General features: G+C 28.6%; 8 protein-coding genes. All 8 read left to right on the forward strand.

The window, feature by feature from the left end; all coding sequences use genetic code 11:
• Positions 1-448 (forward strand): sigma-70 family RNA polymerase sigma factor (locus B3603_RS08960; protein WP_291563595.1); only part of this gene is annotated, 448 nt, incomplete at its 5' end.
• Between the two features lie 333 nt (positions 449-781).
• Entirely contained in the window at positions 782-4696 is a 3915-nt protein-coding gene (locus B3603_RS08965; RefSeq protein WP_291563598.1) for a cell wall-binding repeat-containing protein, read from the forward strand.
• 385 nt (positions 4697-5081) lie between these two features.
• Positions 5082-5303 carry a hypothetical protein gene (locus B3603_RS08970; RefSeq protein WP_291563600.1) on the forward strand — a complete coding sequence of 74 codons (222 nt, stop codon included), beginning with the start codon at positions 5082-5084 and terminating at the stop codon, positions 5301-5303.
• Positions 5304-5811: 508 nt separating this feature from the next.
• Positions 5812-6705, forward strand: coding sequence for a hypothetical protein (locus B3603_RS08975; protein ID WP_291563602.1), 894 nt, complete (start codon positions 5812-5814; stop codon positions 6703-6705).
• A 1186-nt stretch (positions 6706-7891) separates the two neighbouring features.
• A complete protein-coding gene (locus B3603_RS08980) occupies positions 7892-11101 on the forward strand; it encodes a cell wall-binding repeat-containing protein (RefSeq protein WP_291563604.1) in 3210 nt (1069 codons plus the stop codon).
• A gap of 384 nt (positions 11102-11485) precedes the next feature.
• On the forward strand, positions 11486-11710 hold the full coding sequence (locus tag B3603_RS08985) for a DUF1659 domain-containing protein (protein ID WP_291563606.1): 225 nt from the start codon (positions 11486-11488) through the stop codon (positions 11708-11710).
• Positions 11711-11895: 185 nt separating this feature from the next.
• Complete coding sequence (locus tag B3603_RS08990) at positions 11896-12117, forward strand: DUF2922 domain-containing protein (RefSeq protein ID WP_291563608.1); 222 nt, start codon at positions 11896-11898, stop codon at positions 12115-12117.
• Between the two features lie 319 nt (positions 12118-12436).
• Positions 12437-13864 carry a cell wall-binding repeat-containing protein gene (locus B3603_RS08995; RefSeq protein ID WP_291563610.1) on the forward strand — a complete coding sequence of 476 codons (1428 nt, stop codon included), beginning with the start codon at positions 12437-12439 and terminating at the stop codon, positions 13862-13864.
• The last annotated feature ends 78 nt before the right edge of the window (positions 13865-13942 follow it).

Below are 13942 nucleotides of genomic sequence, written 5' to 3' on the forward strand. Positions count from 1 at the left end.
AAATGACGTAGAAGATCTAGAACAGGTTGGTTTTTACAGCTTATTAAAAGCGATAAGAGCTTGTGATATAACCAAATATTCTTTTACACCTTATGCAATTGCTTCAATTAAAAATAATTATTATTCACTTATAAGAAGCAAAGTAAAAGAAGGGTATAACCTTAGCTTAGAAGCAGATCATAATGGATTAAAAATACTAGATGTATTAAATTCTAGTGATAACATAGAAGAAGATTATATACTTAAAGAAACCCTACAGCAACTTAAAGGATTAATAGACAGCCTATCCCCCATAGAAAAAGAAATATTAGAAAACATATTCTTTCAAGAAAAAACCATAAGACAATATGCAGAGGAAAAGAATTTAAAATATCATAATGTGGTATATAGAAAGAAGTCAATTATAAGCAGATTAAGAAATGAAGAGCATATAGGAATTAAGAATTAAGTATGAAGAATGAAGGATTATGGTTGAAATTAGTTTTGATAAAACTAATTTCTTTAAATAGATATTTGTAGCGGCGAACACTGTTCGCCGCTACGATTAGGAAATTAATATGAATATTAATTTTTACTAGCAATGTAATTGCTAGTTTTTTTATTATAAAAAGTTACTATGTAACTTAAAAAGAAAATAAATTTACAACTTCTCCCATAAAGGAGAAGTTTCCACAATTGTCCATTGTCCATCGTCAATTGTCAATTGAATTAGTGTCATATCCTCCCATAATTTCATATATTAATTATATCGGTAAATTGATAAAAATAGGGAGAGGATATGGTGAAGAAGAGTTTTAAAATTGTTTCAACTTTGATTCTTGGGTTAACTTTTACAATGAGTAACTGTAGGGCTTTTGCTGTTCAGTCTAGGGATACAATTGAAAAGAAATATTTAGGTGGAAATGACAGATATGAAACTGCTGTTAAGGTCAGCGAAGAGGGATGGAGGTCTTCAGATAATGTGGTTTTAGTTAATGGAACTGCTATAGCTGATGCACTTTCTGCTGCACCTTTTGCTAGAGAAAAAAATGCACCAATATTATTAACAGGTAAAGATAAATTGACATGGACAACTAAAGATAGAATAAGAGAACTTGGAACTAGAAAAGTTTATATTATTGGTGGCACAGGTGTTGTAAGCAATTCTATAGTTAGAGAACTTGAGAATATGGGAATATCTGTGGAAAGAATTCATGGATTAGACAGATATGAAACTTCTGTAGAAGTAGCTAAAAATTTAAATACCAATAGAGCTTTTGTAGTTAATGGTATAAAGGGACTCGCAGATGCATTATCTATTGCAGCACCAGCTGGAGAAAATAATATGGCAATTATTTTGACTAATGGTAGTAATATAGGTAATGCTAGAAGAGTAGTTGAGGGAATGGATATTACTGTTGTTGGAGGAACTGGAGTAGTTAGTGAAGGGCTTCGCCAACAGTTAAGAGCTGAAAGAATATATGGAAATAACAGAAATGAAACTAATGGAGAGGTCTTAAAGGCTTTTTATGGCAGCAAAGAAGTTAAGGAAATATATATTACTAAAGATGGAACTTATAAGGAAAATGAATTAGTTGATGCATTATCAGCAGGACCTCTTGCCGCTAAGAATTCTTCTCCAATATTATTAGCGGGAGATAGACTATATTATGAGCAAGAAAGATTTTTAAAATCACAGGAGAAAATTAATAAGGTTTATGAAGTAGGTGGAGGAGTAAACTACAGAACAGTAAATTCTATACTTAATGCTTTAGAATATAAAGCTGTAGTGGATAAAGACGAGGTTACTTCAGTGAAAGCTACAAATGTAAAGGAAGTTATAATTACCTTTGGAGCTAGAGTAAATAAAGAAAGTGCAGAGGATAAAGATAACTATTCTATAAATAAAGATATAAAGATTGAAAGTGCAACTTTATTGGAAGATGAAAGAACAATTATTTTAAATATTAAAGAAGTGAACGATAGGGTTTTAAAAAATCAAGAAAAATACACTTTAGAACTTTCTAAGGTATATTCCTATAGTAATAGAGAAATCTATGGAAAATTTGACTTTACTCCATTAGACAACACATTACCAGCAGTGGAAAAAGTGGTCTCTCTTGGAACTAAAGCTATTAAGGTTATATTTACTGAGCCAATTAAAAAAGCTAGTTCTAATAATTTCACATTAGATGGTAAAAACTTTTATGGTTCAGTGACCAACAATGGAAGAGAGTTAATATTGACAGTTTTTGATAGGGATTTATTAAAACCAGGAGAGCATAAGCTTGCAGTTGATGGAGTAGCTGATTATGTTGGGTTAAGAACAGTTTATTCTGAAAATAGGTTTTTGGTAGAGGAAGACAATACCCCTCCAAGAGTAGAACATGTTACTGCAACCTTAGAAAGATTAGTATTAACCTTTAGTGAAGATGTAGATCCAGATACTATGAGAGCTGAAAATGTGTACTATAAATCTGGAGGAAATAAAATAAGAGCTAATAAAATGAATAAATTAGCAGGAAACAAATATGAATTTTATTTCTCAGAGAGTTCTAATAGACTTCCAGCTTATGAAGTTATGTTATATGTAGAAGATGTTAAAGATTATAGCGGAAATAAAATTAGAGAGACAAACGTAAGAGTAAAGCCAGAAGTAGATGTTAGTAGACCACAGGTTAAATCTGTTACTGTAGATTCAAATAACAAGACAATAATTGTTAGATTTAATAAAATTCTTCATAAAGATTCTAGAGATAGTAGATTTTTTACTATAAAAGATAAAGATGGAAAGGTACTTGGAATTAAGGATATAAATTGGGGAGCGGACGATTACAAAGTTTTAGAGGTAGTTATGTATGATAAGCTCCCAGAAGGTAGAAATTCAATAAGAATATTTGGCATAAAAGATGGAACACATCTTCAAAATACAATGATAGACTATAATGAAGATTTTGTGGTAGGGGATACAACTCCTCCTAGAATTTTATCTATTGCAACTAATAGGGAATATAGAAGAATAGTTATAACCTTCTCAGAAGTGATGAATTCAGCTACTTTGGAGGATAGATCTAACTATTATGTGTATCTTGATAATAAAATGACTCCATTACCATCATCAACAGATATAACTGCTGTGCAAAATGGAAGAGGAGTTATGATAACTTTACCAGAGAGAATAGATGGTAAAACCGTATATCTAGGAGATAATCTTACAGAGATACAAGTTATGGCAGNNTTGGCAGGTAATATATTGGAAGATATTTATAAAAGAGAACCTATCGATAGAGATTCAAAGGGAAAAGTAGCGGAAAGATATTCAGAGACAATTAGAGAGGGCAATGCTGTTGCGGAAGATAGAAGAACTATAAAGGTTAGATTTGATAAATCAATTGAGAAAGCATATAGTGATGCCTTTAGATTAGATGTAAGATACAATAATGAAGATATAAGAATATCAGAGGTTTATACTGATGGTACAGATATCGTAAAAATTCGTACTAATAGAGACATGCCAACAGATATTAGAGAAGATGCGTTAATAATAACTGACGGATATAAAATTAAAACATCAGCAGGTAGTTCAGTAGATACCTCAAGACCAATTAAAATTGTAGATAAAATTTCTCCAGAAGTAGTTTTAGAATCTTCAAGAGGATATAGAATAGAAAATGGTAATGAGATAATCATACCATTTAGTGAAAACCTAGATACAACAGTAAGTCCTCTTTTCATAAAAACAGATTTGGATATTTTCTCACAATATGAACCTAACTATCCTCTTAAAGTAACAGAATTTGAAGTGGACTTTATTAAAGATAGTAATGGTAACTCAAATAAACTTAAAGTTACAATAAACCCGAGTGAAAGTGCAGTAAAAGCAAGATATGTAATTAAGTTTAATAAGGATGATAATGGTAAAGTGAGAGTTATAAAAGATTTAAAAGGTAATAGAGCTTTAGCAAAAGAACCAACATCAACAGATGGAGAAATTGCAGGAACACATTTAGTAAACCTAATTACCAATTATAAAGTCTTACCTGGCAGTGGCAATGGAACAATAAAAATTGATTATAATGTTATAAATAGCAGAAATAAATTGGCCTATGAAATAAGTGATAATCCGCTAGCAACACCAACAGTAGGTAGTAAAAAGATAGTAGGTAATAAAGGAGTAATAGGATATAATAGCGGAGACAATATAAAAGTTAATTTAGGTAAATATGTATCTCTATATGAACTTGATTTAGAAAATAAAATAACTAAATTTGTATGTTTTAAAGTAGAAGATGTTCACAGAATTCCAAATGTTACAATAACTAAAGTAACTTATGAAAATGGAAATATCCAAAATCCAAAAGGGATATTAACTATAACAGGAACAAATTTTAATGAAATAGGTACTGTAGGTAAAGATATAAAATCTCAAATAGATTGGAGTAAACTTTTAATAGTAGCTAATGATGGAACAAGAGATGTTAACCATAAATTTAATTTTTCTAACAATGGAAATGTTGTTAATCATATAGAAGAAGCTAAAATAGAAAATGAAACAACAATTAAAATAACGTTAACCATTGATAAAACTATTTTGCTAGATACAGATTTAGGTGTTTTAGATGGAAAAAATAAAGTCATTATAAACTCTGGTTTCTTAAAAAATACGAAATTAATACCGACCTTTGTCAATGGAGAAACTATGATAATTAAGAATTAAGTATGAAGAATGAAGAATTATAGTTGAAATTAGTTTTGTTCAAACTAATTTCTTTAACTGATTTTTAACTAGCAATGCAATTGCTAGTTTTTTTATTTCACCTCTGGGGAAGTTTATCAATGGAGAATGGAAATTTGACAATTGACAATTAATGATGAAATTACTTTTAAACAAAATAATTTCTTTAATATATTCTTGTAGGGGCGAACATCGTTGGCCTTTTCTTATTAGGAAAGTAAATGTCAACATTAAAATAATGATAGTCAAAAGATACTCATGTACGTGAGTATCTTTATATGTTATTACAAATCAATGATGTATTTATTGGTTGGGATGTAATATAATGGTCTTAGGTTTCACAACTAATACAAATGGGGGGATCACATTGAATACAAATTTCATGAAGATAGTTACATATATACTTTTTGGTGTTATGTTTTATTCTAGTAAAAAAGATTTTGAAAACTTTAAGAAAAATGAATGTGATTTAGATTCAAATAAAAATGAAATAATTAGATATATCCATAGATGTGAAATGAGGATAGGTATTATATTATTTTTCATTATGCTAAATATAATGGTTATAACAGTACAAATATCTAAATAAATCTTGAATCGAACAAAGTTATACCATCCATATTAAACATGTTCCTTTCAAATAAATTATTTAGAGCTATTATATGCTCTTGCAGAAAAATTTGTAGATGATGAAGAAAATATGATAATTAAAAATTAAGTATAAAGAATGAAGAATTCTGGTGAAAATTAATTTCTTCAACAGATTTTTGTAGCGGCGAACATTGTTCGTCACTTTTTTTATGCAAAATTACTTTGTAAATTTAAATAAAGAATCAATTTTAAATTTCTCAGTTTTAACTGAGAAATATCCACAATTGTGAATTTTGTATTGTGAATTATGAATTAAATTAAGTTCGTCTCTACAGTTAATCAATTTAAAATTTCTTAGCTTTTATTGAGAAATATCTATAAACCCTTCATTCTTCATTTTTATTATCTGCTTCTATAATATAATAAACTTTCCATAATTTTTCACGATATAAGAAGTGTAACAAGATATATTGTGATTACAAATTTATAGGAAAGGGTGGCTATATATGAGAATATCTTTTTCATCACAACAGTACGTGAGACCAGTAAGTTTACGTCATTCTTCTAATAGTAGTTTTATTAAAAATTCTAATGATAACAATGGAAGAACTGAAAAAAATAATACTATGAATAAAAGTAGTATGGCTGTATCTTTAGGACAAAAGTCAAAGAAAAACAATATGCTTGAAAATCTAATTGAGCGGAAAGTAAATTTAATGGACAGAAAAAATGATATTATTGAAAAAGCTTTAGAGAATGGTGAAAGTCCGTCAGCAACAAAAGAAAAGCTACATGATATTAATAAGCAAATTAATGAAATCAATGAGCAAATAAGTAAAATTCAATGTGAAGAACAACGTAAATCACTTGGTACTGAGGATGTAAGTAAGAAAAAAGAGAAACTTAAAGAAAAATCAAATAAACTTTCTGCTAAAGAAAGTAATGGAGATAACTCTGAAGAAAAAATGACTAGTGTTTTAAGTCTTTCTAATAATTTATCTCAAGCTAAAGCTTTATCTTCTCAAAGAACTTCAATGTCTGGTGAGGTAAGAGTTTTAGAAAATGAGATAAAGCTAGATGAGTCAAGAGGAATTGAGACTATTGAAAAGAGAAAATCTGTTGCTAAGATAAAGGAGAACATTGAAAATATTACTGAAAAAATTAATGACAAATTAACAGATACAAATAATAAATTTGAGAATAGTGTAGGAAGTAATAGATTAAATAATATTACCTACAAAAGCGAAGAAAGTAAGAATACTAGCAACAATGATAATACACAAAATGATGATAAGCTATTAATAAAGCAACAACAAACTGCCCAAAATATTAAGCATTATAGTGAAAATATCAATGATAAAGATAAATATGAAGGAGAAAAAATTGATGCTATAGCTTAAAAGGTATATAAATATGTACTTTTTAAATTTTGATTAAATTAATTTTTTACTGACTTTTAACTAGCAATAGAATTGCTAGTTTTTTTATTGTAAGGAAACTTAATCAATGCACAATGCACAGTTCACAATTCACAGTTAAGGAGGAAATTAAATCTTTGTGAATTAATTTCTTTAAATAGATTTTTTAGCTGGCAATGCAATAGATGGTCTCTTTTATTAAGGAGTTACTACGTAACTTCAAAAAGAAATCAATTTTAAATTTCTCAGTTTCTACTGAGAAATGTCCATAATTCTTCATTGCCAATCGTCAATTCTCAATTGTATAAGGGTTCCCCTGAGGTGCAGTATAGTTTGGAGAAAAAACCAGTGAATCTATCTGTCATTATGGAGATAACCAATGTAATTAGAATATTGTTTAATGATGTAAGTAGTGTGGCATATCATACTGTACCCCAGGGGTCTACATAGAAATTAGTTACAGATTTAAATTTCGTAGATGATTTAATTTTATTTCAATTCTATAGTTTTCATATAGACCCCAGGGGTGGAAATTAATGCTGTGAAGCATCCTTCAGACTTAAGGAACAGTTACCAATGAAATAATAGTATGGCCAACATTGTTCGCAGCTACGATTAGGTAATTAAAAAATTAAGAATAAAGAATTATGATTGAAATTAATTTCTATTTAAAATTAGTAAAAAATATAAAATTTTAACTATTTCTTAATAAATTTCAAAGCTTTTATGAGTATACTAAAAGAAATTAAATTATTTATATAGAATGCTTTAATTAAAATTTATATACTTTATTAAATTTTTGTAGTGAATCTTTAGCAGTAACTCTATGAAATTTACATTTAATTACAGTATAACATAGTATATTTTCGTATTTTTTGGTATAATTAAACTGTTAAAAAATTATATCATTGGGAATAAAATCATTAAGTGCAGATGATGATAAATTACGATTTTAAATTTTAATTTAAAGTAGAGATTATAATAATTTTTTATTGATTAAATAAGATAGACTTTTAATAAAAAGCAGATTATTTATTACTTAAATAAATGTGTAATTTTAATTACTTGGTAGGTTTATATAGTGAAATTAAATAAAAGATTAATATATAAATTAATTAACTATATATTACACATTTGAATTTAAAAAGATGAAAAGGAGAATAAAAAGATGAAAAAGAGTTCAAAGGTTATTTCAGGGTTGTTACTTGCTTCTACTTTTGCAACAATGAATTCTAATGTTTTTGCTGTAGAGACAAATAAGACTATTGAGAAAAAATTATTAGCTGGAAATAATAGATATGAAACAGCTGTAAAAGTTAGTTCAAAATGGAGCAAAAGCGATAATATAGTTTTGGTTAATGCTATGGCTATTGCAGATGCACTTTCTGCTACACCTTTTGCAAAACTAAAGGATGCACCAATATTACTAACAGACTCAGGAAAATTAACAGAAGCTACAGGAAAAAGAATTAAAGAATTAGGTGCTAAGAATGTTTTCGTAGTGGGTGGAGAAGGTGTAATCTCTAAGGATGTAGTTAGAGAATTAGAGCAAAATGGATTAAAAGTTGAAAGAATATCAGGAGCAAATCGTTTTGAAACTTCTGTAAAAGTCGCAGAAAAACTAAATCCTAAAAAAGTTGCTGTTGTTAATGGATTAAATGGTAGACTTGCAGATGCACTATCTGTGGCAGGAGCGGCAGCTGAAAATAATATAGCAATACTTTTAACAAATGGTACAAGCCTTGGAGAAGTTAAAGATATGGCTAAAGGCAAAGAAGCTATTGTAGTTGGAGGAGAAGGTGTTGTTTCAAATTCTATAAAAGATGATTTAAAAGCTGAAAGGCTTGGTGGAGCTAATAGAAGTGAAACTAATGCTGAGGTTGTTAGAAAGTTTTATGGTGGAAAAGCGCTAAAATCTGTTTATGTAGCTAAAGATGGGGCAGTTCAAGAAAATCAATTAGTTGACGCATTAGCAGCAGGACCAGTAGCTGGAAAAGAAGGTGCTCCAATAATATTAGCAGGAAGTAAACTATCTCTATCTCAAGAAACATTCTTAAAGTCTCAAAGTAAGGTAGAAGAAGTTACATTAGTAGGTGGAGGTATAGGTGATAATACTACAGAAAGTATTGCTAGCGCTTTAGGTGGCAAGTTTAGAGATCCATCTCAAGTTGTTGAGAAGGCAGAAGTTAGTTCAGTAAAGGCAACTAATTTAAAAGAAGTAGATGTCACTTTTGGAATTAAAGTAGATAAAGATTCTGCAGAGGATGTATCAAACTACTCTATTAATAACAGTGGAGAAATAGAAAGCATTGAGTTGTTAGAAGATGAAAAAACAGCTAGATTAACTATGAAAAAGCCACTAGCAAATCAAGAGAAATATAAAATTAAAGTGGAAAAAATTCTAGCTAAAAATAATGAAATGATATATGCAAAGGATATTGTGTTTACTCCAATAGATAGTACCTATCCAGAAGTAAAACAGGTAATAAATTTAGGTACTAAAGCAATTAAAATAGTGTTTAGTGAGCCAGTTAATACAGTACCTATAAACAACATTCAATTGAATGGAAAGAAATTTTCAGGCTCTGCCAATATTACTGGAAGAGAAGTGGTGTTAACTCCATATGATAAAGATTTATTGAAACCAGGTGAGTATAAGTTAACAATTGAGGGAGTTACAGATTTTAATAGCTTCAAGTCAATATATTCAGAACATAAATTAAATGTAGTTGAAGATAAAACACCACCTAGAATTGATAAAGCTGTTGCAACTTCAGAGAAGTTAGTTATAACTTTTAGTGAGGATGTGGATCCAAGCACTGTAAAAATAGATAATGTTTATTATAAAGTAGCTGATCGTAAAATAAAAGCTAATGATATGAAAAAATTATCAGGAAATAAATATGAGTTTTATTTCTCAACTTCAGCTAATAGGCTTCCAGGTTATGAAACTACAATGTATATAGACTATGTGGAAGATTATAGCGGAAATAGAATAAGAGAGAATACTGTAAAGGTTAGACCAGAGTTAGATCAAACTAAACCAGAGGTTAAAAATGTAACCCTATCTCCAAATAGAAAGCAAATAACAGTTATTTTTAATAAAAATATGCATGATGATTCTCAAAGTACAAAATACTTTACTATAAAAGATGAAAAAGATAATGGGGTATCAATTAAAGGAGTTAAATTTGCAGATGGTGATAGAAAAATTATAACTATTGAACTATATAATGAGTTACCACAAGGAAAAAATATAATTAAAATTTCTGGTTTAAGAGATGCTACTCAAAATCAAAATTTAATTAAGGATTATAGTAAGGAGATTGTAGTTAGAGATACTACTCCTCCAACTTTAGAGTCAATATCAAGTGATGGAAGAACTAGAACAATAGTTTTAACTTTCTCAAAGAAAATGGATATTTCAACTCTAGAGAGTACTTCAAGTTACTTAATTAATTTTAATGGCATAATGATACCTTTACCTGGAGATACTAGCATAACTCCTATACAAGGTGGTAAAGGGGTAAGATTAATATTACCTGAGGAAATAGATAATCAATATGTTAATTTTGGAAGTAATCTTACAGAAATCCAATTGACTACTCTTAAAGACGAAGCAGGAAATATATTAAAAGATTATATGGTTAAAAAGCCTGTGGTTAAGGAATCAAAGGCTAAGGTAGCTAATATATATTCTGAGGATATTAAAAACGGTAATGCAATTACAGAAGATAAAAGAACTATAAAGGTTAAATTTGATCAAACTATACAAGGTGCTTCTAAGAATGACTTTAAGCTGAATCTTAAAGGAATAGAGATACAAGATGTTATAACTAATGATTCAAGTATAGTTACAATTAAAACTGATAGAGATATGCCAACGGATACACAAGATTTAACAGGTAATGATTTAATACTAAGAATTAATGATGGTAATAGCATTAGGACTTCAGCTGGTTCAGGAGTAGACAATTCTAATAAAATAAAAATTGTTGATAAAACAGCACCAGAGGTGCCAGAAGATAGGAGAGAGTATAGTGTTGATATAGCTAATAGCGATAGAGCTGAGGTATGGATGCCGTTTTCAGAAGAGTTGTATAGAGAAAATCAAGTTTTATTTGCTCACGACTTAATTATAACTAGCTCTTTAGATGAAAAGGTAAGATTAACTCCAACTATTGACTATACAACATCATTAAGCAGTGATGGAAAGACTATAAAAGTACTTATTAAAAATACAGAGGCAACTAAAGGAAAGCAAACAAGATATAAAATAGAAATAAAAGAAAATGCAAACTTTATACAAGACTTAAATAAGAATAAGGCAAATAGAAAAGAAGCATTAGAAACAGATAGAAACATAGATTTTTCATAGTCCTTAAAAACTAGCAATTTTGTATTGCTAGTTTTTTCATTTTCAACTCTGGGGATTTATCAATGCACAATGCACAGTTCACAATTCACAATTGAGGTGGAAATTATTTTTTAGCAAAATAATTTCTTTAATGTACTTTTTGACTAGCAATGTAATTGCTAATCATTCATGAAAAGTTACTTTGTAACTTCAAGAAATAATCAATTATAAATTTCTCAGTGGTAACTGAGAAATATCCACAATTGTGAATTATGCATTGTGCATTGTGAATTAAGTTAAGTTCGCCACTTTTATATATTACATAAAAAACATAAAATCTTTAAATTAACTTTATAAACTTCACTAATCTATGCATATTTAATTAGTGAAAGGAGTGATTAGAACATGGCAATATCGTCAATTAAAACAAGTTCATCAGTTTTATTAACTTATAAGGATGGCCTTAACTCAAAGGGGGAGGATCTTTACAAGAATCAAAGATTTTCTAAAATTAAAGTTACAGCTAAGGATGAGGAGGTTTATTCTGTTGCTGGTGTTATGGCAAATTTACTAATGAATGATGTAACAGAAATAACTAGAGAAGATAAAAGTAAGCTTATAGAGGCATAGACTATGATAAAGAGGATAGTGGAGTTTTTAAATAATATTCTATCCTCTATAATAGCAAAAACTTTTCGAACTAATTTTTCTTATGAAATTAATCATGAAGGAAATAAGATCAAAAGAATGATTTTTTTCTTAGGAAAACATGTAAAGATTATTATTATGTTATAGAAAGAATAGGGGGAATTTTTATGGCAAAAGATTTAGTTATGACATTTATAACAACTAAAGGTAGTAAATCTAATATGACAGTTAAAAATGTTAAAGATAGTTTAACCACAGAGCAGATTAGTAATGTTATGGACTTAATTGTAGGAAAAAATATTTTTGAAACTAAGCAAGGAGATTTTATTTCTAAAAGCGGTGCTGTCTTAGTTGAAACGACTAAAACAAAATATAATATAGAGAATTAATTAGTAATAAAGGCCTCTAAAAAGGGGCCTTTTTTTAATTGAGAATTGACAACGGACAATTGACAATTAAGGAGGAAATTATTTTTGATAAAAATAATTTCTTTAAATATGTTTATAACTAGCAATGTAATTGCTAGTTATAATGTGGCGAACACTGTTCGCCGCTACAAAATCAATTCTAAATTTCTCAGCTTCTGCTGAGAAATATCCACAATTGTCCATTGTCAATAGTCCATTCTCAATTGTATAAGTATGGAGTTATAATGTTCAATCTCACTAATTTATAGTATAGTAGTATATTGAAGGAGGGATTAATACAATGAAAAATAAGAAAGTTCGTACTTTCTTTTTTCTTGCTTTGATATTAATATGTTTTAGTATTAAAACTTATGGTTTTGGAGAAAGAGTGGATTATATTATTGGTATGGATAGATATGAAACATCTGCCCTATTAAGTGAGGCTAACTATGCAAATTCTCCATATGCTGTTATTGCTAGTGGAGAGAGTTATATAGATGCTCTAGCTTCTTCACCTTTAGCCTTTAGTAAAAAAGCACCAATTTTATTAACAAACAAAAATAAGTTAAATGAATTTACTAAAGGAGAAATTTTAAGATTAGGAACTAAAAATGTATACATAGTTGGTGGTAATGGTGCTGTATCTGAAGGTGTCGAAGAAGAAATTAAAAATTTGGGGATTCAAGTTACTAGATTAGGTGGAATAAATAGATATGAAACTAGTGTGAAAATTGCTAAAGAACTTGGTGATATAGAAAATATTATAATATGTAGTGGAAATGATTATAAGGATGTGACCTTAATTTCTAGCCATGCTTCTATGAACAAAAATCCAATTATTTTATATGATGATGACAAAAGTTATTTAGAGAATTATATGAATGAAAAGGGTATTAATAGTGGATACATTATAGGAGATTTAAATTTGAATTATGATATTTTTTCTGCCTTTAAAAAGGTAGATAATAAAAGGACTGGAGATATATTAAAAAGTTTTTATGGAGATATAGATGTTGAAGAAGTACTTTTAACTACTTCCTCTAATTTTGCAGATGCATTATCATCAGCTCCTATTGCAGCAATGAAAAAATCCCCGGTAATACCTTTAGGACAATATGCTGAAAAAGAAACAATTAATTTTGTGAAAAATAAAGGATATTTTGATGTTATTGTAGTTGGTGGAACAGTATCTAAAGATGCGGTACAAGCAGTAGTTAACAGAACATATATACCACCAGAATTTACTGAAGAAAACTCTAAGATAAAACCATTACCAGATAAATATGAAATGGTATATTTAGAACAGTTAGAAAAAGAATTATTTAATTTATGTAATAAAGCAAGAGAAGAAAGAGGCCTCACACCATTAGTTTGGGATGAGGAATTATATGAGATATCAAAATATAAATCAAGAGCAATGATGCAGTTAGAATACTTCGGACATAACAATATAAATTATGATAATAGAATGGCTCAAGCATTAGCTGAAGCTTTTGATTACACACCTACATCCATAAAGGAAAATATATTATATACTACTAAATATTTATCAGAAATTGATGCTAATCATATATTTAATCTTTGGATGAACTCTGAAAGTCATAGAGAAAATATACTTTATTCCAAACATACTAAAACAGCTATATCTGTAGCTTATAGCGATAAATATTATAGTAAGTACAAAAGAAATAATATATTATTTGCAACACAACATTTTTCTAATAAATAGTTAGGCAATTGAGAATTGACAATGGACGATTGACAATTATGGTGGAAATTAGTTTTAATCAAACTAATTTCTTTAATT

Origin of the sequence: Clostridium sp. UBA2485 (genome assembly GCF_002341865.1) — a bacterium.
GTDB lineage: Bacteria > Bacillota > Clostridia > Clostridiales > Clostridiaceae > Clostridium_J.